Here is a 24,405-nt window from a genome sequence, read left to right as displayed (position 1 = left end):
GGAGATTAGCCGAGGTGCTGCTTGAACCACTCGAGCGCGGCGCTGCTGGAAATCTGAAACTGCGACAAATACGGATCGAAGTGCCCGCCTTCGATCGTCACGAGCCGCTTGGGCTCAAGCGCGCGTTCGTAGGCAGTCAATTCGAGGTCCGTCAACGTGATCGCGTCGCGCGTGGCGACCACCATCAGCAACGGAGTCGGCGATACACGCGCAATCCACTGGCCCGGCTCATACATGCGCGCCGCGCGCGTCGAGCGCACCGTCACGTTGTTTTCCCAGACGCCTTCCGGCAGCGACTGCAGATAGAAGTCGATCGCGTCTTTTGCACGATACGACGCGGCGACCGCGGGATCGGCACTGACGATTGCCTGGCGACGCGGCGCCTCGCCGCGCAGTTGCGCGCGGTCGTCGTCGGCGAAGGCTTCTTCGATGGCCGCGACGTTCTCCGGCGCAATGCGGCGCAGCCCCTGTTCGTAGCCGCTGATCGTCGGCACCTGGGCGACGACGCAGCGCAGGCGCCGCTCGGTTGCGCCCAGCACGATGGCGTGGCCGCCCGCATAGCTCGTCCCCCAGAGGCCGATGCGCGCCGGATCGACGACGTCGAGGCTTTCGAGGTAGCTGATCGCGCGCCGCCAGTCCGCGATCTGACGCCACGGGTCGATGTCGTGGCGCGGCGTACCCTCGCTTGCGCCGAAGCCGCGGTGGTCGTGCAGCAGCACGACGAAGCCCGCTTCGGCGAAGGCGCGCGCGAACGGCTCGAGACCGTGCTGCTTCACGCCGGCGTAGCCGTGCGCCATCGTGATGGCGGGGCGCCTTCCTTCGCCGGGCGGCGTGAAGAGCCAGCCGCGCAGCTTGACGCCGCCGTCCACTTCGAATTCAACATCGCTACGTTGCACCATTTCACACTCCTGGAATCGGGATGATTGCGCGTGGATACCACTCACGCGCCGGGATAAAAGAGGCTCGCGTCCACCTTGCCTTGCAGGCGGCGGCCGAGTTCGGCGGAGAATTTCAGCGCGCCGCCGAGCGGCCGATGATGGATCGCCACGTGGACGATCTTGCCCGCCGCGTTCTTCGTGAGCACCGTGACGCCGCGCATGCGCTCGCCGCCGAACGCCTGGACTTCCCACTCGAGGTATTCGCGCAGCCCGCTGTGTGCCTCATGCGTGAACGAGAGCGCCTCGTAGATCTTGCTCGCGGTGGTCATCACGGTCTTGACCTGTTCGATGCCGACAGCCGGCTTCGCGAGCACGCTCGCTTCGAGCACGACGTTCGATGCGAATGCGTCCGCAAAGGCATCCGCGGACTTCTGCTCGAAGGCCCGGGTCCATCCTTGTGGGGCGACAGGGGTGTCCTGCGAGTGCGCGGCATTGGGCGCGTGTTCGATATCGGCGAGAAACGACTCGACGACATGTGCAACGGCAGCCGGTTGCTCGACGTGCGGCCAGTGGCCAGCGTGCTCGATAGACGCGATGGAAGGCGCCTTGAAGCGCGGCATCACGCCCGAGGAAAGCATGGCGAAGTCGACGAAGCTGTCGCCGTCGCCGCGGATAATGAGGACCGGGCCGCGATACCGGGAGGGTTCTGCGCCGGATGCATGCCCCGCGTTCCAGAGGTCGGCAAAGACGCCGACCGCCCGGGCGGCCACGCGGTCGCCGAGCTGGCCGAGGCGTTCGAGCCGCGCGTCATCGAGGCTTACCGAGACATTGCGGCGTAGCTCGCGTTGCGCCGCCGGATTGCCGCCGATTGCATGGAACGCACTGATGGCTTCCTTGGGCAGTCTCGCGCCGCCCAGCGGCACCGGCGTCAACAGCACGAGGCCGTGGACCTGGTGATCCAGCCGTTGTGCGACGAGTTCGGCAATCTGCGCTCCCATGCTATGGCCGACGAGCACGACCGGTCGCGACAGCGTGCGAACCTGCGTTGTGATGTCTGCTGCGAAGCGGTCGAGGCTGAACGGGCCGGGGTCGTCGGCGCGCGCGCCCATGCCGGGCAGATCGATGCACAGCGCGCCGGCCGCGCGCTGGCCGAGGTGCCGCGTGACGTCTTCCCAGATCTGGGCGCCGTCGAGGAACCCGTGGATGAATACGAGCGCGGGCTGGGTCGAATGAGTCGGATGCATGTTCGTTTCTCTCGCTGGCGGTTCGAAGATCAGCGTGTCGCGCCGGATGCGGACCAGTTCGCGGCATCGACAGGCGAGTAGTTGTCGTCAAAGTCGTCGAGCCGGCCAATGCGCTTGTTCTGCAGGCGCGCGAGCACCTCCGGGGCGAGCGGCGTCGTGAACGCGCTCTGTACCACCGTGTATTCGGCCGCCAGGCGGCCAACGGCTTGCAGGGCGCTGGTGTCGATCCGGCCACGTTCGAGGTAAAGGTCATCGCGGATCTGGAAACGGAGCACTTCACCGAATATCACGTGGTCGTAATCGCTGATCGGGATGATCCGGTCGAGCTTGCATTCGAGCGCGATCGGCGCGGCCTTCACGCGGGGCGGGCGCACCGTCAGCGAATCGGCCTTCTCGAGTCCGAGTGCGTCGAATTCGTCGATATCGGAAGGAAATTCGTATGCACTACGATGCATTGCATCCGCAAGCTCGAGATTGGCGATATTGACGACGAACTCGCCGGTGTCGCGGATATTGACGAAGGTGTCCTTCAACGTCACGCCGTCGGAGCGGGGCTGCATCGAAATGGAAATCATCGGCGGCTTGCGGCCCACGGCGGTGAAGAACGAAATGGGCGCGAGGTTGGCGACGCCGTCCGTGGAGAGTGTGCTGACCCAGGCGATGGCGCGCGGCAGGATCGAGCCGATCAGCAGCTTGTAGTTCGCAGCGGCGTCCTGAGTGGTGGGGTCGATGATCATGAAGCGTGTCCTTGAAACGGTGTCAGGTGCGCAGCGTTATGCGGGGCGGCGTGCGACGATCAGTTTGGCCGTCATGTTCTGCACGACCTGGTCTTGCTGATTGAGTGTTCTGGAGCGCAGCACGAGGGTGCCGATTTCGCTGCGCGAGCGCGAAGGAATCAGCTCCATCACTTCGCTTTCGACATGCAGCACGTCGCCCGCGCGCGTCGGCAGCTTCCACTCGATCTCGCAGCCGGCGCCGAGCACACCGTTGGCCAGCTTCGGACCGTCGTCGACGAGCAGACGCATCGTCATCGCCGCCGTATGCCAGCCGCTCGCGGCGAGTGAGCCGAACATCGTGTTGCGGGCCGCTTCATCGTCGAGATGGAACGGCTGCGGATCGAACTCCGCGGCGAAGCGTTTGATGTCGGCTGAACCGACTTCATGCGTGCCCGTGGTGAAGGTGTCGCCGACCTTGAGGTCGTCGAAGTAGAGCGTTTCCTGACTCATGAACGTGTCCTTTTCAGGGAGCGGGCGGCAAGCTGGCCGGTCGTGCCGGCTTGCTTGCCCGCGGAACCTGAAGCTACTGTAGGCAACGTCCGGGGAGGGAGAAAGAGGGGTGCGCTGAAAGCGGCATTCCAATCCGGTCAATAATCGGCGCGAATGCCGCCTGGCGGGCTGTCAGGCCTGGTCGAGCCACGCGACGATGTTGCGTACGGTATCGCCGTAGAACGTCTGGTACATCTCGCGCGTCACGTAGCCGATATGCGGCGTGACGAGCACGTTCTCCGTTCTGCGCAACGGGTCGTCTGGGGCCAGCGGTTCGGTGTCGTACACATCGAGGGCCGCGCCTGCGATCTTTGCGCTTTTCACCGCCGCGAGCAGCGCTGCGATATCGACGATCGGGCCGCGCGACGTATTGACGATGCGGCTCGTGGGCTTCATTTTCGCGAGTTCCGCCGCGCCGACCAGGCCCCGCGTGCGCTCGCTCAGGCGAACGTGGATCGAGAGAAAGTCGGAGGTCGAGAACAGCGTCTCCTTGTCGACCAACTGGACGCCTTTGGACTCCGCACGCTCGGCCGTCAGGTTCTGGCTCCAGGCAATGACGTTCATCCTGAACGCCTGGCCGATCACCCCGACCGCTGAACCGACACGGCCCAGCCCGAGCAGGCCAAGGGTCTTGCCCGATAGTTCCGTGCCGAGCATGGTCTGCCAGCCGCCCTCGCGCACGGACCGGTTCTCGACGGTCAGATTGCGGGCCATGGCCAGAATCAAGGCCCACGTGAATTCGATCGTGTGGGTGGACCAATATCCGGTGCCGGCAACCTGGATGCCGTGATCCGCCGCCGCGTCCATGTCGATCGAGGCGTTGGCCGGGCCCGTCGAGGCAATCAGCTTGAGATTGGGCAGGCGCTCGATAATCTCGCGCGTGAGCGGCGTGCGCTCGCGCATCACGCATAGCACGTCGAACGGTGTGAAGCGCTCGATGACCTGCCCGGTTTGCGCGACATGGTCGTTGAAAACGGTGATCTCCGCGCGGCCTTTCAACGGCGACCAGTCCGCCATGTCGAGCGCGATGTTCTGATAGTCGTCGAGAATGGCGATACGGGCAGGCGATGGGCTGGACATGGGGGTGACCTCCTGCAGCGATGTTTCGGTTAGCTTGCGGTTGACGCGCTATGCCGGTATGCACGGTGCAATGGTAATCCCGAAGCGGTTTGCCGCGCTCGTTTAGCCGGAGCCGAACTCGATCGTGCGAAAGTCGATCGACACGAGCAACGGCTCGCCAACCTTGCGCCTCGCCTTGTCGTAGGCAAACACGCGCCGCGACATTGGCACCATCACGCCGTTCGCCTCGCGATAGTCCGACGCATAGTTGGCGCCAGGTGCGCCGCCCATCACGTCGACGGTATAGTCGTGGCGGCGCAGCAGACCGTCCGCGCCGAAGTACGAAATCTGCTCGCGCGTGTGACTGGCAATCGAGTCTGGAAACGTGGCCTTCAACCGTCGCCAGACTTCGCCGTTTTCTTCCCATTCAGGCAGCTCTTCCGTATGGAAACCGGGGTATGTGTAGAGAAACGGGATCGTCAGATAAGTCCAGAGCGCGTAGCCGGTAAAGTAAAGCGCGTGCAAACGATCCCATGAGGTCTCCTGAACATGGCCGCGATAACAATCTCGCGGTGCGCGCCGCTCTTCGGCGGCGTGACCCTCGAGCGACTCGACGCGCACGGCATCCGGCGTGAATGTGCCTTGCCAGCCGGATTGGGGCGACATGATCGAGACGTGCTGCCGTGCAAGGCTCGCCACCAGTGCGATATTGCGGAACATGTCCGGCTGGCCTTTGAGGTGCCATACGGCGCCGCCAATATCGAGGGTGGCCGAAGCGGTGCGCAGCGTCTTCCACTTTTCGATTCCTCCGTGTGCCTCTACGGCGCGTTCGAGCAAAGTACTCATTGTCTATTCCTTGGCTGCAGCGGTTGCCGTGCGCGTTATTGCTCGCCCGGGAATGCGTTGCCGAACATCGGGTAGCCGCCGGCGGACTCGCTGCGCTTCGGTTCGTCCTGCAGCACGTCCCAATGCTCGACGAGCTTGCCGTCTTCGATGCGCAGGATATCCACGGCGATCAGCGCGGCAGGCGTGGCAGAACTGGTGTAGCGGCTGTGCACCCAGACGAAGTCGTCTTTGGCGATCACCATGTCGTACTCGAATCGAATATCGCCCATCGAACTTACGAGGCCGAAGAGCCCGTCGCGTCCGGCGGGAACGTGCCGGCTGTGCTGTACGTAGGCATCGGACCAGAACTGCGCGGCCTTCTCGTAGTCCTTCTTGTTGAACAGCGTTTCGAGCGCTTCGAGCACGAACGCCGTGTTTTTCGCTTCAGTTGCGGTGGTCATGGTCAGGCGCCTCTCATTCAACGGGAATCGGGTTATCGACGACGAACTGGTTGAACTGTTCGACGAAAGCGTGTTCGTTGGGTCCGGCGTTGTCGCGCATCGGCTTCGCCGCATCGACCACGACCTCCGTCGTCGCGGTTTCCAGCAGCTTCAGCGTTTCGGCGATGAAGGCGTCGAGCGGCATGGCGCGCGGGTCGCCGCTCTTGTGAACGAGGTCCGTATCGACCCAGGGCGGCGCGATCTCGAGCACCTTCACGCTCGTATCGCGCAGTGCGAAGCGCTGAGAAAGCGTGTACGAGTGAATCGCTGCCTTGGTCGCGGAGTACAGCGCCGTGGCCGCGAGCGGCACATACGCGAGCACGGAACTGTTGTTGATGATGTACGACCCGGACTGTCGCTTCAGATGCTCGACGAACGCGGCGCTGACGCGTACGGGCCCGAGCAGGTTGGTGTTCACGAGCCGCACGGCCTGTGCGTCGTCGAGTGCGCCGCCGGCGTCGTCGAATGGCATGATGCCGGCGTTGTTGATCACGACATTCAGCGACGGATAACGCGTGATCAATTGCGCGGCGACTTCGCGAATCTGCGTGGCGTTGCCGATATCGAGTTCGACGGTATCGATGCCGGGATTGAGCCTCGCGATCTCGTCGAGCAGAGACTTGCGCCGCCCCGCGACGATGACCTTGTTGCCACGGCGATGGAGGGCTTCTGCCAGTGCGCGCCCGATGCCCGAGGTGCCGCCCGTGATGAATACGGTATTGCCGCTGAGTTTCATGATTGTGCTCCTGATTGCAACGAGTTAAACGTTAGGATGGCGAATTAAATTTAACCGAGCCCCATGCAAAAAAATGCCGCGACACCTGCGCGCGCCGCATTGGCGCTGCGCCGGCGTTGCGTCGGCACACCGGTGCGGGGGTCACTCGCCAAACGAACCATGATCCGATTGTGGTGGCTAACGCCGGCCCGATAAATCTCGCGTTCGGTTCAACAGTGTTATCGGAAAGGAGAACAATGCACGGTATTTGTGCCTGATTATTTTCGCCTCAGCCAAGGGGTAGCGTTTCGTCCCCAGTGAGGTTGGCGCCAACGGCATCCCGGGCGTCCTGGGCGTCGACGCTCGTCGGGCGGCACCGCGCTTCGGCTTCCGGGGTGCTGGACATCAACGGGTTCGTGCGGAACAGCTCGGCGATCCAGTCGATAAACGCGCGCACGGTGGCGGAGAGATGGCGGCTGTGCGGATAAACAGCGGAAATGGGCAGCGTCGGCGGCTTCCATGGCGAAAGGATTTCGACCAATGCGCCCGATTCGAGGTAGGGCAGCGCGATGAAGCGCGCGCCCTGAGCGATCCCGAGCCCGCTTAGCGCGCCGCCCAGATACGCCTCGGCGTCGTTCACGGCGATCGAGCCGGACATTTTCACCTCGGTCAGTTCGCCGCCATCGGCTTGGAACGTGAGAGGCATGATGCGGCCGGTGCGGGGCCAGTAGTAATTCACCGCGCGGTGACTGGCCAGCTCGGCCAGGGTTTGCGGGGTGCCTGCCTTGTCGAGATACGCCGGGCTGGCAACCGTGACGGCCTGATACACACCGACACGACGCGCGACGAGCGACGAATCCTGCAGGGTGCCAATGCGCACCACGCAATCGATGCCTTCCTGGACGAGATCGAGCGGTTTGTCGCCCAAGCCGAGCATCAGGTCGATTTCCGGATACCGCTCGTGAAAATCGCCCAGCGCGGGCATGACGATGAGGCGGCCGAGCGCGCCGGGCATGTCCACACGCAGCTTGCCGCGCGGGGAACGCTGCTTGCCGAGGAAGGAGCTTTCGATATCGTCGATGTCCGCAAGCACGCGCACACAACGCTCGTAGCAGGCCGCACCGTCTGGCGTCAGGTTGATACTGCGGGTTGTGCGTTGCAGCAGGCGTGTTTTGAGGTGCGCTTCGAGGCTTTGGACGATCACTGTCACGCGCGCGCGGGGCATGTCCAGCGTCTCCGCCGCGCGCGTGAAGCTATTGGTCTCCACCACTCGCGCGAATACTTTCATGGCTACCACGATATCCATGTCCTCACCTCGTCGGATCCGGGCGAGGCCAGCACGCCCAGCGCGAAGTCTAAACTGCCGCTGCCGACGGTGCCACGGGCCCGCCGCGGCTCCTCCACGGCAACGGCGTCTCCCGTGCAAAGCCGCTAAACTCGGCTTTCTGCGCTGTCCAACGCGCACCGCTGGAGATTGCCGATGAAACTGGTGGGCCCGTGGATATCCGGCTACACGCGGCGGGTGGGGATCACGCTAAACCTGCTGCAGATTCCGTTCGAACATCTGGCTTATCACGCCTATCGGGAACCGGAACGCGTGAGGGTGTTCAATCCGATGGTGCGCGTGCCCGCACTGCAGCTGGACGACGGCCAGGTGCTCATCGACAGCCACGCGATCGTCGACTATCTGGACAGCATCGTGCCGGCCGACCAGCGCTTGATGCCGGCGAGCGGCCCGGAGCGCGTGCACGCGATGCAGCTCGTCGGCTACGGTTGCGCCTGTTACGACAAGGTGGCCCGCTATTGCGACGAGCTGATGCTGCGTCCCGAGGCCCACCGGCTCGCTCACCTGCAGGCCGGTTATCGGGAACAGCTGCAGAGCGGCTTGTGCGTGCTGGAAGCGGCGCATGCGGACCCATGGTTGCTCGGCTCGCGCATCTCGCAGGCCGACATCATGGCAGTCGTGGCGTTCCAAAGTGCCTCGGTGGTCTTGCCGCGGCTATTCCACAGCGAATCGTTCCCGCAACTAGCCGCGCTCACGCAGCAAGCGATGCAATACACGGCGTTTTCCTCGACGCTCCCCGACCTGGAGGAACTGCAGGCCTCGGGTCTCATTGACGCAAATCACGGCGTGTAGCGAACAGCGGTTAGAGATCCAGCGTCACGCCGCCCGCCGCCGGATGCCCGACGCAGATCAGCGCGTAGCCTGGCTCGACGTCGAATTCCGGCGGTTCGTCGTATTCCACGCCGCCTTCCAGCACGCGCGCGGCGCAGGTTCCGCACATGCCGGAGCGGCAGTTGGACGCCGCGTTCGTGCCGCAGCGCTCGGCTGCATCGAGCAGCGAACCCTGCTGCGGCTCCCAATGCACCTTTTTCCCTGTGCGGGCAAATGTCACCGGACCGCCTTTCGTCGCGTCTCCCGCAACGGGAGGTTGCTCAGGCGACGTCCGCTTCATGCTCGACGGACCGAATGCCTCGAACCGGATGCGCTCGTCGGCAATATTCAGCGCGCGCAACCCATCGTACAAGTCGCGCATGAATGCTTCGGGGCCGCACAGATAGAAGTCGTAGTCGTCGAACGGCAGGAAGCGGCGCAAGGCATTCACGTTCACGCGGCCCGCGAGCCTCTCGCCATCGGGCGCGTCGTGCTGCGCGGCGCTGTCGTACAGATGCACCGACACGTTCGGATGCGCACGTTCGATCTCGCGCAGTACCGCGGCGAACGGTCTTTCGTGCTCACCGCGCGTACCGTGGAACACATGGATACGGCGCTGCGGTTCGAGCGCGAGCGCCGCGTCGAGCATGGCCAGCATCGGCGTGATGCCGATGCCCGCTGCGGCCAGCACGATCGCGCGCGGGCTGCTTGCATCGAGCTTGAACGACCCGCGTGGCGCCAGAGAGTCGATCAGCGAGCCGATGCGCGCGTGTTCATGCAGCCAGCGCGACGCCGCGCCGTCGCGCTTCACGCTGATCCGGTAGCGCGCCGGACGCGCGGCATCGTGCGCCGCAGAGAGCGTATATGTGCGCATGAACGGCTTGTCCGATCCAGGCGCGGCGATGCGCAGCGGAAGGTATTGCCCGGCTTCGAATGGTGCGAGTGGCCGACTGTCCACCGGTTCGAAAGAGAATGAACGGATCGTTGGAGATTCGTCGTGCACGTCGGCCACGCGCAGCGTGCGCCATGAGGGTGCGTCGGTTTTTTTCGGCGCAGCGGCTAACACCTGCTCGAACTGCGGCGCATAGTCGACCGCCGACCAGCGCAGCGGCAACGCGCCTCGCACGCGCCGCACCTCGTGCAGATGAAAGCGAAGCAGCCGCTGCGCCATCGGGAATTGCGCGACCTCCGGGCCGTCCCAGATCACCTCGGCGCGCACGGCGAGATAGAGCAGATCGCCGCGCTCGAAGTCGACGAACAGCAGCCCCGCGCGTGGCTCGCGCAGCAGGTTGCCGATCGTGTTGAAAAAATTGTTGCCGCTGAAGTCGGGCGCGGTCAGCGTGCGCGCGTCGTCGATCCGCACGAAGCCGGGCGCGCCGCCGCGATGCGAGACATCCACGCCGCGCCCGGCTGCGGCTGCATCGTCGAGATTGGCGCTCGCGATAAAAAATGCGTCGGCGCGGGCAATCAGGGCGCGGTCGTCTTCCGAGAGTGAATCCGCGTGTTCGACCGACGCGTTCGGCGGCACGTTGCCGACGAACGTCGGCTCGCGGCCGTTGATGTACTTCGGGCAGTTGCCGAAGCTTTGCTTGACCGCGAGCGTGACCACGTCGCCGTCTACCGCTTCGATCACGCCATTCACGCGGTTGCGCCGCCGTGTGTGCGGCTGGATGCCGAGCCCGCCGATTCGCGCGCCCGGCACCCAGCTTCCCGCGAGCGGGTCGCCCGGCAACGCGCCGCCGTCGATGCGCAGCGTGCGGCTGTCCGGCGTCGATACGAAGCCCGCCGTGTTCGCGCGCATCGTCGCCCAGGGCTGACTGTTTGCATCGACGCCGCCGAACACCATGAACGGCAGCATCGCGAAGAACGCACGATGCTGGTCCGGCATCTGGTCGCGAATACCGCGCGAGCCGTACGCGAGCGCGATGTCGGCGACGCCCGCCCGCGATTGCGCCTCACGTTCGCCGTCGTGAAACGGGCCGATCGCGTGATAGGGGTTCAGTTCAGGCAGTGCATTCATGACGGTCTCGGGTTGGTGACGCGCGCGCGCCGTTCAGGCCGCTAGCAGGCCCGCTTGCGTCGATGGCATTGGCACGAAGCCCGGCAACGCGGCGACGCGTTCGAGCCATGCACGCAGATGCGCATACGGCTCGAGCGACACGCCGCCTTCAGGCGCATGCGCGATGTAGGTATGCGCGGCGATATCGGCGATCGTTACGTGACTGCCTGCCGCGAATGGCTTGTGCGCGAGTTCGGTATCGAGCAGCGGGAGCAGCGTCGCAGCGGTTTCCTGTGCGCGCGCCAGATCGAGATCGCGCTTGAACACATGGACGAGACGCGCGGCGCACGGGCCGTATGCGATAGGGCCGGCGGCAAGCGACAGCCAGCGTTGCACGTTTGCCGCGCCGAGTGCGTCGTCCGGCAGCCACGACGGATCGCCGTAACGCTTGGCCAGATACACGAGAATCGCGTTCGAATCGAACAGCACCGTGTCACCGTCGACGATGGTCGGCACCTGGCCGAATGGATTGAGCTCCAGATACGCGCTCTGGCGATGCTCGCCTGCGGCGAGATCCACCGGCACGATCTCGAACGGCAGATCGAGCAGGGAGAGGAACAGCCGCACGCGGTGCCCGTGACCGGACAGCAGCGTGGTGTACAGGCGGATCGGCGTGGCGGGACGGGCAGCAGGCATCGGCATTCTCCATAACGAAAGCGCTTCGGAAAGAAGCGGCAGGGAGTTTGCAGATTAGGCAATGACTGCGTGCGCGAGAAGACTGCTAAGCTTGTAATCATTTTCTATCGAAAGTGGACAATCGCCGATGACCGATGTGCGCGACGTCAATCTGAACCGGCTGGCGGTGTTCGTCGCCGTGGTCGAAGCGGGGTCGCTGACGGCGGCGGCCGAGCGGCTTGGCATCGCCAAGACGATGGTCAGCGCGCATATGCAGCGGCTCGAACGCGAGATTGGTGCGAGCCTGATCGCGCGCACCACGCGGCGACTTTCCGTGACCGACGCGGGCCGCGCGTTTTACGACGCCAGTTGCCGCATCCTGCAGATGACGGAAGAGGCCCTTTCGGCGGCGTCGGGCGAGGCATCGCCCGCGCGCGGCACGCTGCGGGTGAGCGCGCCGGTTGACTACGGCGCACAGGTCGTGGCGCCCGCGCTCGTCGATTTACGCGGCGCGTATCCGGAACTCGAAATCGAACTGGTCTGTGCCGACCACTATGTCGATCTGATCGGCGAGGGCATCGATCTGGCGGTGCGGCTGGGCAATTTGCCGGACTCGAACTACCGTTCGGTGAAACTCGGCAGCTACGTGCGCTGGCTGGTCGCGAGCCCCGCGTTCGTCGCGCGGCACGGCATGCCGGGTTCGCTGAAGGCACTGGCGTCCTTGCCGCATATCGCGATGACGGTGCTGCGGCATCCGTCGACGCTCGAGTTGACGCGCGACGCCGGGCGGCTCGCCGCGGGCCGCGTCACCCGCGACAAGGCCGTGCGCCGCGTGCGCTGCGTGAACGCCATGAGCGTGAACACGGCTACCTCGGCTCGCGCCGCGGTGCTCGCGGGCGGTGGCTTTGCCGCGCTGACCGACTTCTCGACGCGCGCCGATGTGGCGTCCGGCACCCTCGTGCGGTTGCTGCCCGAATGGTCCGGCGTGCCTTCGAACGTGCAGGCCGTGTTTGCGCCGACGAGCTATCCGTCGGGCAAGGTGCGGGCGGTGATCGAGGCGTTGAAGGCGAGAGTGGCGAAAAGCGCGGCGTGAGAAATACTGTGCCTTCAAGCGTCGAAGGGTCGGGGTAAGGTCCCCGTGTTTGCAGCCGTCCCGGTTGTTCCCGTGAAAGGCGACTCGAACGGCGCGATTTCGATTTCCGGATTGACCAGGCCGCTCTCACTTTCGCGCCCGTGCTGCTCGCTCCAGATCTGGCTATCGGGAAACCAGAATGCGTTCTCGCGCGGTGCCACGGCAAGCGTGACCCGCAGCGCAGGATTGAAGATTTTGGACCACGCCGACAAATAGGAGGGCGTCTTGATCAAATGCCCGCAATTGGCCAGAAGCAGGCTCGTGACCAGGGCTTCGCGGGCGATGGCGAGTCCGGGATGACCGCTGAAGTGCACGGGTTTTTCACCGCTCGCGAGAAGCGCGGCAGGCGCGACGTTCACGGGCACCGCGAAGCCCCACTTCAGGAAGAAGTCAAGAAACGCCTGCTCGTCGCTGGAGACGAAGATGCGGGTGAGATGGCGATCTTCCGCAAGCGTTTTCTCGACCTTATGGCAAAACGCACTCCATTCGATCGTATGGGCTTCGAACTTTTTATCCGTGCCGCGAAAGTGGACGCCCAGTGTCGATGCACCGATATCGAGCCGTTCGCTGATGCGCGCGACTTCCTCCCGGATCGACTCGCTTGGCCGGTAGTTCGAGAGGAATAGTGTGCTCGCCCGCTGCAGCCCGAGGCCGGCTTCGTAACGGCGAAAACCCAGATCGCCGAGATCGCGCACGACCGACGTTCGCAAACCAGAGCGCTGCGCTTGCGGCATGGCAGGCAGTGCGAGGTTTTCAAAGCATTCGGCTAGCCAGTCGATTTTGCCTTGCGGGTCGCCATAACTGCCGCCACGCGCGGAAATGACGGGCGTCAGACGCTTTTCGTCGCAGTACAGGAGGATACACAGGACAATCTGCATGACGGAAAAGAAGCCCGAACTCGCCCGGATCTCGATAACGAAGTGGCCGCGATTAAGGCGTTGCTTGGCATGGAGGGCAAGGCGGCCTGGCGTATTGAGCGCATTTTTAAAGTCTTCGCTGCGTCGCACCTGCCTTGCGAAATCAACGAGGTTTCTGAACATGCCATGTCCCTTCGATCCAGGCAGCGGAGATGACTGCGCGAGCGGGGCGCCCGCGGTCGATTCCGTCGACGGATTCGCCTTTAACTGCGTTAGCAACGATTGGGGATGAGACGTCGGTTTTCCGGCGATAGCTTAATTGTCGTGCCCGCTTGGGTTCGCCGGTTATTTGGCATCCTAACAGGTTGGGCTATTCCAGGTTCGTGTGTTTGCGCATGGATTAAGCTGATGATTCGGCTGGCTTGGCCGATGCCATTCGCCGCTCGCGCGCCTAGGCAAACGGCCTGAGCTGCGCATCCGGCACGTCGATGCGCAGGTTCTCCATCAGCACCGTTTCGATCGGTTCGCGCGACTCCCCCTCGCTCACGACCTTGATGGGCAGCCCGTGGCTCATATCGAACCACAATTCATAGCGGAACACGCCGCTCGCCCGGTATCCTGGCCGGCACGCCACGATCACATGCGCCGCTTCGCGCGCGCCGATCGTCTTAGCGCCGACGTTTTGTGTGTCGCCATGCTGTTGGAGCGCACGGACATTGGCGAGCAGGGCGCCGATATCGGACTCGTCCACGCGATGCCCCTGCGGGCTCTGGATCATGTGATTGTCGGGGCTCAGCGTGAGCCGCGGAAACGTGTCGATGCCGAACGGCCAGAGCTTGACCTTGCCCGATTCAGGGCTGAAGGTGAGTGTCGCGCCCGCATGCGGCCGGATGAAGTCCATCCGAACGAAACCCGGCTTGCGGTAACCATAAAGTACCTCGACCGTTTCCGCTCGCGCCGATGTCGATTTCAGCGTGACCTGATAGTTTGCGAGCGCATCGAAGCGTGCCTGCGCGACGGCCACGTAATCGCGGTCTGGGAGCGCCATCGCCGCCTCCTATACTCCAACGTGGATGATGCGTCATTCTGGAGCACGGCTTCGCCCCCCGCAATGCAGACCTGGCCGTATTGCAAACCAGGAGGAAGCGAACGATGGCGGAATTCCGTCTGACCACCTTGTGGTGCATCGAGGCGCCGCTGCAGCCGGTTTGGGACGCGATCCACGATTCGATGACCTGGCCGAAGTGGTGGAAGAGTGTCGAAGCGGTGCGCGAGTTGCAGGCGGGCGGGGCAGACGGTCTCGGCGCGGTGCATCGCTACACCTGGAAGGGTGCGTTGCCCTATCGCGTGATCATCGACGTGCGTGTGACGCGCGTTACGCCGCTCGTGGCGCTCGAGGGTGAAGCCAGCGGCGCGCTGGAGGGCGTGGGGCGCTGGCATTTCGCAGCCGACGGCAACCGCACGATGGTGCGCTACGACTGGCAGGTCAGGACGGCCAGTGCGTGGATGAGCGCGGTCGCGTTCGCGCCGCTCGCGCGGCTGGTATTCCGCTGGAATCACGATTCGATCATGCGCGAAGGGGGGCGCGCACTGGCGCACCTGCTCGAGGCGCGGCTTGTCGATTGCCGCGCCGAACGTGACGCCAGGCGTGGCACCAGGCGCAGCACCAAGCCGCGATAAGTGCAACAATCGAACCCGTTGGCACGCTTGTACACTGCTTGTACACGATTGCACGTGCTTTTCCGCCCGATTTCTGCGAGAAGGAGCCGTGATGAGCCACCCCCACCGCTTACTTGCCTTGCATGGGAGGCAACATGACTGAGATCGAAAAGGAGCCGGTCGTCGCCGTGCTGAACAAGATCCTCGAATCCGAGCTGGCGGGCGTGGTGCGGTACACGCACTATTCGTTCCTGGTGTTCGGATTCGGCCGCATTCCGATCGTCTCCTGGCTGCGGCAGCAGGCCGACGAATCGCTCCTGCATGCGCAGCAGGCCGGCGAATGGATCACGACGCTCGGCGCGTATCCGTCGCTCGAAATCGGTCCGCTGCTCGATTCCCATACGTTCGATATCGGCTCCATCCTGCGCGAATCGCTCGAAGCCGAACAGATCGCGCTCGGTCTGTACCGCGAGCTGCTCTCGCTCGTGGCGGACCGCTCGGTTGCGCTCGAAGAGTACGCGCGCCAGATGATCCAGGTCGAGGAGCTGCACGCGGGCGAGGTCGACAAGATGCTGCGCCGTCCCGGCTCGACCACGACCTCGCCGCAGCACGGCATGGGGCTCGCCGAATAGGCGCGCTAGCCGGGCCGCTATGCTGACGCTCGCCAATGTGTCGAAGCACTACGACGGCACCACGCCGCGCAACGTGCTGCGCGGCGTGAATCTCGAACTGGGCTCGGGAGAGTGCGTCGCGATCATGGGCGAATCGGGCGCGGGCAAATCGACGCTGCTCAATCTCGCGGCCGGACTCGACCGGCCGGATGCGGGGCACATCGTCTTCGACGGCAACGACCTCGCCACGCTCGACGACGACGCTGCGACCCTGCAGCGCCGCCAGAAAATGGGTTTCGTGTTCCAGGCGTTTCATGTGCTGCCGAATCTCTCGGCGGCGCAGAACATCGCGCTGCCGCTGTTGCTGAACGGCTCGCGCGCGAAAGACGTGCCGGCGCGCGTGTCACTCGTGCTGCAGGCGGTTGGGCTCGGCGGGCGCGAGCATGCGTTGCCGCGCGAGTTGTCGGGCGGCGAATTGCAGCGCGTGGCGATCGCACGTGCGCTCGTGCATCAGCCGCGGCTCGTGCTGGCCGACGAGCCCACCGGCAATCTCGATCACGACACGGCGATGCGCGTGCTCGCGCTGCTGCGCGATCTGGCGCAACAGAACGGCGCAGGCGTGCTGCTCGCGACGCATTCGGCCGCCGTGGCGGCTGCCGCCGACCGCGTGCTGCGGCTCACGCCCGACGGGCTCGAGCCGTACACGCCGCGCGCAGGCGGCACGTAGGCGATGCGCTGGCTCGGCGCCGAGCGCGCGTCGCGCGACTCCGACGCAGCGCGTGCATCGCGCTGCCCAGGCCATGGCATGCCCGCTGGCGGAGTCGGTGCGGCGCTCATCGGCGGGGAAATGCGCGCGCATCCGCTGCGCACGTTGATCGGCATTCTCGCGATCGCCGCGGGCGTCGCGATGGGCTACGCCGTGCAGTTGATCAATCGCGCGGCGCTCAACGAGTTGTCGGCCACGGTCAACTCGCTGATGGGCAACGCCGATCTCGAACTGCGCGGCCCGCGCGCGGGCTTCGATGAGGCGCTGTATCCGCGTATTGCGCGTTTGCCCGAGGTCGCGGCGGCCAGCCCCGTGGTCGAGGTCGACGCGCGCGTCGCGGGACGCGACGAGTCGTTGAAGCTGCTGGGCGTCGATGTCTTTCGCGCAGGCTACGTCACGCCGAATCTCGTCGGGCGCGTGGATCGAGCGGATCGCGCCAGTCACGCGAATGGCGCGAAGGCGAGCACCCTCGATCTGCTCGACCCCGACACGGTGTTTCTCTCGCCCGCCGCGCTGACCTGGCTCGCGCTCAAGCCCGGCGACACACTCACGGTGCAAGTCGGGCTCGCTTCGGTCGCGCTGCGCATTGCGGGCGTGTTGCCTGCGTCGGGCGATGCGGTGCGCGTCGGCGTGATGGACATCGGCGCCGCGCAATGGCGCTTGCAGCGGCTCGGCACGCTCGAACGCATCGACATCAAGCTCAAGCCGGGCGTCGACGCCGAAGCGTTCGCGCGTTCGATCGCGCCGCGATTGCCCGCGGGTGTCTCCGCCGTCACGCCGCGCGACAACGCGCACCGCACATCGATGCTTTCGCGCGCCTATCGCGCCAATCTCAACGTGCTTGCGCTCGTCGCGCTGTTCACGGGCGCATTCCTCGTCTTCACGATGCAGGCGCTCGCCGTGCTGCGGCGCCGCGCGCAGTTTGCGCTGCTGCGCGCGATCGGCGTGACGCGGCGGGGCGTGCTATGGCTCGTCGTCACGGAGGGTGCGATCCTCGGCGTGCTCGGCGCCGCCGCGGGGCTCGCCATCGGCTTCGCGCTCGCGGCCGCCGTGCTCCGTTATGCGGGCGGCGATCTGGGCGGCGGCTATTTCGAAGGGGTGCAGCCGCGCTTGTATTTCGATGCGCTGCCCGCCGCGATATTTTTTGCGCTGGGTGTGGCCGCATCGGTGCTCGGCAGTCTCGCGCCGGCGCTCGAAGCGGCGAGGGCGCGGCCCGCGCGGGCGCTGAAGGCGGGCGACGAGGAAGCGCCGGCCGCACGCTTGCGCACGAAGCGCACCGTCATGGCGGCGCTGCTCGCGCTCGCCGCCGGGCTCGTGGCGGCGCTGTTGCCGCCCGTGGCCGGCTTGCCGGTGTTCGGCTATCTCGCGATCGCGTTGTTGCTGCTGGGCGGCGTGCTCGCGATGCCGGCCGTCGCGCGTGCGGTGTTCGCCGTGCTGCCGCGCTCGAATCATGTCGTGCCGCAGCTTGTGCTCGCGCAGCTCGCCAATGCCCCCGGCCGCGCGACGATCGGCCTGGCGGGCATCGTCACGAGCTTCAGCCTGATGACGGCGATGGCGATCATGGTGTCGAGCTTTCGCGTCGCGGTCGACGACTGGCTGCAGTTGCTGCTGCCCGCGCCGCTTTACCTGCGCGCTGCGCCCGGCGGCGACAGCGCATTCCTCTCGCCGGGCGATCAGGCGGCCATCGCGGCCACGTCAGGCGTGGCGCGCGCGGAGTTTCTTCGCGCGACGCAAATCTCGCTCGACGCTCGCCTGCCACCTGTGAGCCTGCTCGCGCGGCCCATCGATTCGCGCAATCCCGCCGCGCGTCTGCCGCTGACGAGCGCGCCGCTCGCGCCGCAGCCCGGCGACCCGCCGCCCGTGTGGGTCAGCGAGGCGGCCGCAGATCTGTATGGGATGCATCCGGGCCAGCGCATGACGTTGCCGCTGGCGGGGCGGCGCCTCCCGTTCACGGTGGCCGGCATCTGGCGCGATTACGCACGCCAGTTCGGCGCCATCGTGATCGACGCAAGCGACTATCGCCGCCTGACTGGCGACACCCGCGTGAGCGACGCCGCCTTATGGCTCGCACCGGGCGTGGCGCCGGCGCAAGCGATCGCGCGCTTGCGCGAGGGCGTACGCGGCGGGCAGCGTCTGGAGTTCGCGCAGCCCGGCGAGATTCGCGCGGCGAGCCTGCGGATCTTCGATCGCAGCTTCGCCGTGACGTATCTGCTGGAGGCGGTGGCGGTGATCATCGGACTGTTCGGCGTTGGCGCGAGCTTCGGCTCGCAGGCGCTTGCGCGCACGCGCGAGTTCGGCATGCTGCGGCACATCGGCGTGACGCGCCGCCAGATCGGCGTCATGCTCGCGATGGAGGGTGCGCTCGTGGCGCTGCTCGGCGTGCTCGCCGGGCTGACGCTGGGCCTGGGTCTCGCGATGGTGCTCGTGCATGTCGTCAACCCGCAGTCGTTTCACTGGACGATGAGCGTGCACATGCCGTGGGGGCTGCTCGCCGCGCTGGCGTTGGCGGTCGTCCTCGCCGCCGCGCTCACGGCGCTCCTGAGTTCGCGCGCGGCAATGTCGGTGGACGCGGTGCGCGCCGTACGCGACGACTGGTGACGCGATGAGACGGCGCACGTTCCTTTTTTGGCCGCTGGCCGCCCTGACGCAGAACGCCGCGCGGGCGAGCCTGCCGCAATATCCGCCGGTCACGAGCGGACAGCCGCTTGTGTTCCCGCGCGACTATGGCGCGCATTCGAGCTTTCGCAACGAATGGTGGTACGTGACGGGCTGGCTGCAAACGCATGCCGGTGCATCGCTGGGTTTCGAAGCGACATTCTTCCGCTCGCGCCCCGCGCTCGATGAGGCGAACCCGAGCCGCTTCGCGCCGGATCAATTGCTGTTCGCCAACGTGGCGCTGAGCGATCCGCGCGCGGCCAGCTTGCAGCACGACCAGCGCGTCGCGCGCCGCGGCTTTGGACTGGCCGAAGCGAGCGAGACGGACACGGCCGTTCACATCGACGACTGGTCGCTCGAACGCAATGCTAACGGCCGCTACCGCCTGAACGTGGCCACGCCCGGCTTCGCCTTCGCCTTTACGTTGGCGCCGGCACAGCCGGTGCTCGTCAACGGTGCAGGCGGCTATAGCCGCAAAGGCCCGCTGCCGGAGGAGGCCAGCTACTACTACAGCCAGCCGTGGCTGCAGGTCGAAGGCGTGCTCGAACGCAGTGTTGATGCGCGCGGCAAAGGGGAGCCCGTGCGCGGGCTGGCGTGGCTCGACCACGAATGGTCGTCGGCGCCGCTAGCCGACGCCGCCGTTGGCTGGGATTGGATCGGCATCAATTTCGACGACGGCGGCGCGCTGATGGCCTTGCAGATTCGCGACAAGGCAGGCCGCAAGTTCTGGGCAGGCGGCACGCTGCGCGCCGCCGATGGAAGCACGCATGCGCTATCGCCCGATAGCATTCGTTTCACGCCGCTGCGCCGGTGGCGTTCGCCGCATACCGGCGCGGAGTATCCGGTGGCGATGCGCGTCGATGCGCAGGACCGGCATCTGACGCTCGTGCCGCTCATGGACGATCAGGAATTCGACAGCCGCGTGACGACCGGCGCGGTGTATTGGGAGGGCGCCGTGACGGCCTTCGAGGCGGGCGCAAGCGTGGCAAAACCGGCTGCAAAACCGGTCGGACGCGGCTATCTCGAGCTGACGGGCTATGTCCAGCGGCTTGCGCTTTAGCAGCCTCATCCCAGTTCGAACGACGTCACCCCGAACACCCGATCCATCGCAATCGCGGGCGCGCCTTTCGTGTACATTCGCGCGGTTTCGAAGACGCTCGCCATGCCGTGCCGCTCAGCCAGCGCGACGGCCGCGGGATTCGTCTGCGGTACGTCGAACACGATGACCTCGCCGGGCATGCGTGCCGCAAGCGCGCGAAAGAGGCGCGTGGCGACGTCAGCATCGTCGGCGAACAGCGGGCCGATCTTGCAGCCCGCCTGGCAGCGGCGCACGACGCCGTATCCGGCGACCCGGCCCGCGTCGATGGTTGCGAGCGCAACGGCATCCGGCTGCGCGATCCAGGCCGAGAGGAAGCGCTCACGCTGCGCGGGAAAACAGGAGCGATCGTAGGCAAGCAACTGCGCGAACGGCACGTCGGCCACCGCCGCCACATGCGCGCAACCGATGCCGCTCACGAGGCCCTGATAGCGGATGTTGCGGTACGCGAGCTGGAACCCGGACTTCCGGTAGTTCGCCTGCTGGGCAACGACGCCGTCGAGGCCGATGTTGCGGTCTCCCAGGTAACGCATGCCATGCTGCCAGGTCCGCAGGCCGAAGCCTTTGCCGCGAAAACCGGGTTTCACGATGTAAAGGCCGATGAAGCCAAAGCTGTCGTCATAGGCGACGGCGCAAATGCAGGCAACCGGCTCGCCGCGCCAGACGCCGACGAAGAAGCCGTCCGGGTCTGCTTCCCTGAAACAGGGCGGGTCGTGCCTGCCGGGATTCCATCCCTCTGCGGCGGCCCATTCCACCGACATGGCCACCTCGTCGGCCGACATGGTGCGCACGATGAAGTCGTTGGTTTGGTCCATGAGACTGGAGCACGCAGTTCTTGCAGCAGTGGTCAGGGGGCACGACTGCCCGTTCGTCTGGATTATGCCACCGCTGAATAGCAACGCCGCGCTACACGGCCAGCCGGTCTCGCAACTGCCGCCGCAGCACTTTCCCAACCGGCGTTTTCGGCAAATCGTTCACGAAGACCACGTGCTTCGGCACTTTGTAAGCGGTGAGACTGGTGCGCGCAAACTCGATCACGTCCGCCTCGGTCAGCCTGGGTTCTTTTTTCACCACGAAGGCGACAGGCGTCTCACCAGATTGCTCATCCACCACACCCACGACCGCGACTTCCAGAATGCCGGGATGCCGAAACAGCACGCCCTCCACCTCGTTCGGGTAGACGTTGAAACCGGAGACCAGAATCATGTCCCGCTTGCGGTCGACAATCCGGATCACACCGCGCTCGTCCATGATCCCGATATCGCCGGTCGAGAAGAATCCATCGGTGCCGATCGCCTGGGCCGTTTCCTCCGGCCGGTTGAAGTAGCCCTGCATGATTACCGGTCCTGCAACGCAGATTTCGCCCGGCATGCCGGCGCAGACGGCCGCGCCGCGTTCGTCGCGGATTTCAATGCGCATGGATGGCAGCGGCACGCCGATCGTGCCTTCGAAGGCCGTTTGCGTGACGGGATTGGCCGTCACCGCGCCGGCGGCTTCAGATAGCCCGTAGGCTTCCACCACCGGGCAGCCCGTCACTTTCTGCCAGCGCTCGGCAACGGCAGGCTGGGTCGCGGTGCCTCCCCCGAAGGTGCTGCGCAACGAGGAGAAGTCGAGCGCGCGAAAATTCTCGTTGTTCATCAGCGCCGTGAATAGCGTGTTGAGGCCGCCGAACACGGTTGGCCGATGCGTGACAAAGTCCTTCACGAGCGAAGGAATATCGCGTGGGTTCATGACCAGAACGCAGCGGGTGCCCAGATGCAACGAAACGAGGCATTGGCACACCAGAGCGGCCACGTGGTACAGGGGCAGGGCGATGAGCGTGATTTCGCCGCTCTCGCGAAACACCGGTTGGACCCACGCGGCAAAGATCAGCACGTCGGCGAGCACGTTGCCGTGCGTGAGCACGGCCCCTTTGGGTTCGCCGGTCGTGCCGCCGGTGTATTGCAGGAACGCCCTTGTCTCGCGGTTCAGCGCCGGCTTCGTGAAGTCCGTGGCGGGGCGGGCGGTCATGGCGGTCTTGAAGGCGATCGCACCGGGAATCGTCCAGTGCGGAACGAGCTTTTTCTTTTTTCGCACGACATAATCGACGAGGATGGATCTCGGGAAGCGCTGCATCTCCGCCACGCGCGCGACGATCACGTGTTCGATGGCGGCGTGGACGAGCGCCTGCTCGAGCGTGGCCGCGGAAACTTCCATGACCACGATCGCACGCGCACCGGAATCCCCGATCAAATTCGCCAGTTCCGGTGCGGTGTAGAGCGGATTCACGTTGACCACGGTGAGCCCGGCACGCAGCGCGGCAAACATTGCGATGGGGTGTTGCAGGGAGTTCGGCAACATCAGTGCAATGCGGTCCCCGGGCTGGAGACCAAGGTCTTTCTGGAACCAGGCGGCGAGGCGCGCGGAGTCCTCTTCCAGCTGACGATAGGTGAGATCCACACCGAACTGATGAAAGGCGACACGGTCGCCAAAGCGGGCGACGGCGTGCTCCAGGAGGGCTGCCATCGAGGGGTAGTCATTGAGGTTGACGTCTGCCGCGACGCCGGCGGGATATTGCGAAAGCCAGGGCAAGTTCGACATGTTGTCCTCCGCTGCGGGGTCGCTTTGGCGTTCGCTGATTCTAATTTTGGACTCCTAGCGTATTCTCGCGGTGACTTGCCAAGTGTGCTCTAGCGCACGTACGCGTGCGATCCGATGCGCATTCGTGCGCGAAGGGCGATGGCTATTCGGCGGGCGCCGGCTGAATGCCATTTTCCGGTTGAGGTTCTCTGGGCAGTTGCGACGCAGGCTCGAGGTCTTCTTCCGGCGTCGGCTCGACGGTTTGAACGACGGGCGGCGCGACACTTTTGGTCACAACGGGCGCCTCGGAGACTGGCGCGCTCGCTCTGGGCTGCGCGGTGTGGGCGGCGGTCATGCCCGTGCCGACGTTCGAACTCGTGGTGTTGGCGCTTTTGAGCAGCCCCCGCGAATCGAACAGGAACACCGCCGCAGACGAATGTGTATCCGCGCCAGCGACGAGCGAGCCGATGAACGGGATATAGCTTTCCGGGTGCGGACGTGACGTGACATAGGTGTAGACGAGCAGCGTCGAGCCGTCGTCCAGCGCGGTCTCGACCGACGGCGGGCCGAGCACGGCTGTCACGTCTTGCAAGGTTGTCACGCCGTGCCGGAAGTTCGCCATCTGCTCGGGCCTCACCTCGACGCCGGCCGACACACAGCCGGCAAGCAGTGCGCCGCACAGTAGCCCAGTGACCACTTCGCGATTCATCACGCCTCGCCCCCCCTGATATTGATTCTAGGACGAATGCGTCTGGCCGGCTGGCGTGAAACGATCGGCGCTGGCGTTCAAACCACGCCCAGCCACTCTTTCAATTGTGCGGCGCGAGACCGGCTCACCGGCACGACGCTGCGTTCGCCGTCGTCCATCACGAGGTTCACGCTGTCTTCGGCTTTGACGAGTTCCACGGCGTACGGCAGGTTGACGATATGGCTGCGATGCACGCGCACAAACGAGTTGCTGTCGAGCCGCAGCTCGAGGTCGGCGAGCGAGAGGTTGGAGAGGTAGCGATCGTCCTTCGTGACGATCGTCGTGTAGTGGCCGTCGCCCTGAAAACGCACGATGTCCTTCAGGTCGATCAGGATCACGCGGTTCTTGCGGTACACCGGAATCTTGAAGAGCCGCCGCGGCGGCGTGGGCGCGCCGGCATGCGACTCGGAGGAGGGCTCGGTCGTCAGGTCGGTGAGGTCGTAAAAGATCATGCAGGTGCCGCACGTGCCGTTCATGTCCGACATGCGCGAGACCTTGAGCATGAGAAGGCGGTCGGGAATGTTGATCATCATCGCGACCGGCGGCGGCGACTTCACGGGGCAGCCGCCGGCGTCGCGCGACTGCAGCAGGAAGCGCAGCTTGTCGCGGCTTTTTGCCGGGTGCAGCTGCACGACGTCAATGCCGAACAGCTTGTCCTGGGCAACGCCCAGCGACTGCTCGCCCGCGGGGCCGAGAATTTGCAGCGCGACGTCGTTGAACGCGCTGACGCGCCCCTGCGCGTCGAGCCACACCACACCCGGATTGAACTGCTCCAGGCGGTGCTGAAAAGACTCGGCGCGGCGCGCGTCGGTGGTCGGCATGGCGTGCTCGAACGGTTTCATCCAGGGTTCTCCCCGATGCGGCCGCGGCGTTGTGCGCGGCATTTGCGGCGGCGGGACGCTGCCTCCGTTTTATGTCCTTTCCCCTTTTCGCGCAAGTTTTCCGGCACCCGGCGCAACCAGAACGCCGTTCGCGAAATCCCGTTGAATTGCTGCGTTGCATTGTGA

At 65.3% G+C, this 24,405-nt stretch carries 24 protein-coding genes; 7 read left to right on the top strand and 17 right to left on the bottom strand.

Translation table 11 applies throughout. The features are described 5' to 3' along the window. Positions 1-5 precede the first annotated feature (5 nt). The 9 genes from U5A57_RS11970 to U5A57_RS11930 all read right to left on the bottom strand — a co-directional run bounded on the left by U5A57_RS11970 (position 6) and on the right by U5A57_RS11930 (position 7,792). Positions 6-899 carry an alpha/beta hydrolase gene (locus tag U5A57_RS11970; RefSeq protein ID WP_321911052.1) on the bottom strand — a complete coding sequence of 298 codons (894 nt, stop codon included), beginning with the start codon at positions 897-899 and terminating at the stop codon, positions 6-8. Between the two features lie 41 nt (positions 900-940). Beyond that, positions 941-2,122, bottom strand: a complete 1,182-nt coding sequence (locus U5A57_RS11965; RefSeq protein WP_321911050.1) for an alpha/beta fold hydrolase — start codon at positions 2,120-2,122, stop codon at positions 941-943. Positions 2,123-2,151: 29 nt separating this feature from the next. Next, positions 2,152-2,859 (bottom strand): flavin reductase family protein, encoded by a 708-nt coding sequence (locus tag U5A57_RS11960; protein ID WP_321911048.1) that lies wholly within the window; start codon positions 2,857-2,859, stop codon positions 2,152-2,154. A gap of 36 nt (positions 2,860-2,895) precedes the next feature. After that, the gene (locus U5A57_RS11955; RefSeq protein ID WP_321911046.1) at positions 2,896-3,348 is read right to left on the bottom strand and encodes a MaoC family dehydratase; all 453 of its coding nucleotides are present in this window, start codon (positions 3,346-3,348) and stop codon (positions 2,896-2,898) included. A 171-nt stretch (positions 3,349-3,519) separates the two neighbouring features. Beyond that, positions 3,520-4,467 (bottom strand): D-2-hydroxyacid dehydrogenase family protein, encoded by a 948-nt coding sequence (locus U5A57_RS11950; protein WP_321911045.1) that lies wholly within the window; start codon positions 4,465-4,467, stop codon positions 3,520-3,522. Between the two features lie 102 nt (positions 4,468-4,569). Then, positions 4,570-5,292, bottom strand: a complete 723-nt coding sequence (locus tag U5A57_RS11945; RefSeq protein ID WP_321911044.1) for a hypothetical protein — start codon at positions 5,290-5,292, stop codon at positions 4,570-4,572. Positions 5,293-5,327: 35 nt separating this feature from the next. Further along, a complete protein-coding gene (locus tag U5A57_RS11940) occupies positions 5,328-5,732 on the bottom strand; it encodes a nuclear transport factor 2 family protein (protein ID WP_321911042.1) in 405 nt (134 codons plus the stop codon). A 13-nt stretch (positions 5,733-5,745) separates the two neighbouring features. Beyond that, positions 5,746-6,507: an SDR family oxidoreductase gene (locus U5A57_RS11935; protein WP_321911040.1), complete on the bottom strand. Its 762-nt coding sequence runs from the start codon at positions 6,505-6,507 to the stop codon at positions 5,746-5,748. A 268-nt stretch (positions 6,508-6,775) separates the two neighbouring features. Beyond that, complete coding sequence (locus U5A57_RS11930; RefSeq protein ID WP_321911038.1) at positions 6,776-7,792, bottom strand: LysR family transcriptional regulator; 1,017 nt, start codon at positions 7,790-7,792, stop codon at positions 6,776-6,778. Positions 7,793-7,966: 174 nt separating this feature from the next. On the opposite strand from U5A57_RS11930, the gene U5A57_RS11925 reads away from it, so the two are divergent. Continuing rightward, the gene (locus U5A57_RS11925; protein WP_321911037.1) at positions 7,967-8,623 is read left to right on the top strand and encodes a glutathione S-transferase family protein; all 657 of its coding nucleotides are present in this window, start codon (positions 7,967-7,969) and stop codon (positions 8,621-8,623) included. A 10-nt stretch (positions 8,624-8,633) separates the two neighbouring features. Here the strand turns inward: U5A57_RS11925 and U5A57_RS11920 are convergent, their stop codons facing one another. Both U5A57_RS11920 and U5A57_RS11915 read right to left on the bottom strand, forming a co-directional pair. Next, positions 8,634-10,661, bottom strand: a complete 2,028-nt coding sequence (locus U5A57_RS11920; RefSeq protein WP_321911034.1) for a pyridoxamine 5'-phosphate oxidase family protein — start codon at positions 10,659-10,661, stop codon at positions 8,634-8,636. 33 nt (positions 10,662-10,694) lie between these two features. Next, entirely contained in the window at positions 10,695-11,336 is a 642-nt protein-coding gene (locus U5A57_RS11915; RefSeq protein ID WP_321911032.1) for a glutathione S-transferase, read from the bottom strand. Between the two features lie 127 nt (positions 11,337-11,463). Here U5A57_RS11915 and U5A57_RS11910 point away from each other — a divergent pair, with 127 nt between their 5' ends. Beyond that, entirely contained in the window at positions 11,464-12,408 is a 945-nt protein-coding gene (locus tag U5A57_RS11910) for a LysR family transcriptional regulator (protein ID WP_321911031.1), read from the top strand. Positions 12,409-12,422: 14 nt separating this feature from the next. Here U5A57_RS11910 and U5A57_RS11905 read toward each other — a convergent pair whose 3' ends face one another. Continuing rightward, positions 12,423-13,487, bottom strand: a complete 1,065-nt coding sequence (locus U5A57_RS11905; RefSeq protein WP_321911030.1) for a hypothetical protein — start codon at positions 13,485-13,487, stop codon at positions 12,423-12,425. Between the two features lie 268 nt (positions 13,488-13,755). Further along, a complete protein-coding gene (locus U5A57_RS11900) occupies positions 13,756-14,352 on the bottom strand; it encodes a sigma-E factor regulatory protein RseB domain-containing protein (RefSeq protein WP_321911028.1) in 597 nt (198 codons plus the stop codon). Between the two features lie 104 nt (positions 14,353-14,456). On the opposite strand from U5A57_RS11900, the gene U5A57_RS11895 reads away from it, so the two are divergent. From U5A57_RS11895 to U5A57_RS11875, 5 genes are all read left to right on the top strand, one after another. Beyond that, complete coding sequence (locus tag U5A57_RS11895; protein ID WP_321911026.1) at positions 14,457-14,984, top strand: SRPBCC family protein; 528 nt, start codon at positions 14,457-14,459, stop codon at positions 14,982-14,984. Between the two features lie 134 nt (positions 14,985-15,118). Then, positions 15,119-15,595, top strand: a complete 477-nt coding sequence (locus tag U5A57_RS11890) for a ferritin-like domain-containing protein (protein WP_321911023.1) — start codon at positions 15,119-15,121, stop codon at positions 15,593-15,595. A 19-nt stretch (positions 15,596-15,614) separates the two neighbouring features. After that, a complete protein-coding gene (locus U5A57_RS11885) occupies positions 15,615-16,301 on the top strand; it encodes an ABC transporter ATP-binding protein (protein WP_321911021.1) in 687 nt (228 codons plus the stop codon). 78 nt (positions 16,302-16,379) lie between these two features. After that, complete coding sequence (locus U5A57_RS11880; protein ID WP_321911020.1) at positions 16,380-18,938, top strand: FtsX-like permease family protein; 2,559 nt, start codon at positions 16,380-16,382, stop codon at positions 18,936-18,938. Between the two features lie 4 nt (positions 18,939-18,942). Beyond that, on the top strand, positions 18,943-20,055 hold the full coding sequence (locus U5A57_RS11875) for a lipocalin-like domain-containing protein (RefSeq protein WP_321911019.1): 1,113 nt from the start codon (positions 18,943-18,945) through the stop codon (positions 20,053-20,055). Positions 20,056-20,060: 5 nt separating this feature from the next. Here the strand turns inward: U5A57_RS11875 and U5A57_RS11870 are convergent, their stop codons facing one another. The 4 genes from U5A57_RS11870 to U5A57_RS11855 form a co-directional block, all read right to left on the bottom strand. After that, complete coding sequence (locus tag U5A57_RS11870) at positions 20,061-20,906, bottom strand: GNAT family N-acetyltransferase (RefSeq protein WP_321911018.1); 846 nt, start codon at positions 20,904-20,906, stop codon at positions 20,061-20,063. Positions 20,907-20,997: 91 nt separating this feature from the next. After that, complete coding sequence (locus U5A57_RS11865; RefSeq protein WP_321911017.1) at positions 20,998-22,671, bottom strand: AMP-binding protein; 1,674 nt, start codon at positions 22,669-22,671, stop codon at positions 20,998-21,000. Positions 22,672-22,813: 142 nt separating this feature from the next. After that, positions 22,814-23,359 (bottom strand): hypothetical protein, encoded by a 546-nt coding sequence (locus tag U5A57_RS11860; RefSeq protein WP_321911016.1) that lies wholly within the window; start codon positions 23,357-23,359, stop codon positions 22,814-22,816. A 77-nt stretch (positions 23,360-23,436) separates the two neighbouring features. Next, a complete protein-coding gene (locus U5A57_RS11855; protein WP_321911014.1) occupies positions 23,437-24,240 on the bottom strand; it encodes a LytTR family DNA-binding domain-containing protein in 804 nt (267 codons plus the stop codon). Between the last annotated feature and the right edge of the window lie 165 nt (positions 24,241-24,405).

This window comes from Paraburkholderia sp. J11-2 (assembly GCF_905220185.1).
Classification (GTDB): domain Bacteria; phylum Pseudomonadota; class Gammaproteobacteria; order Burkholderiales; family Burkholderiaceae; genus Paraburkholderia.
Note: the sequence above shows the minus strand (reverse complement) of the source record. Positions and strands in the feature narration are given on the sequence as shown.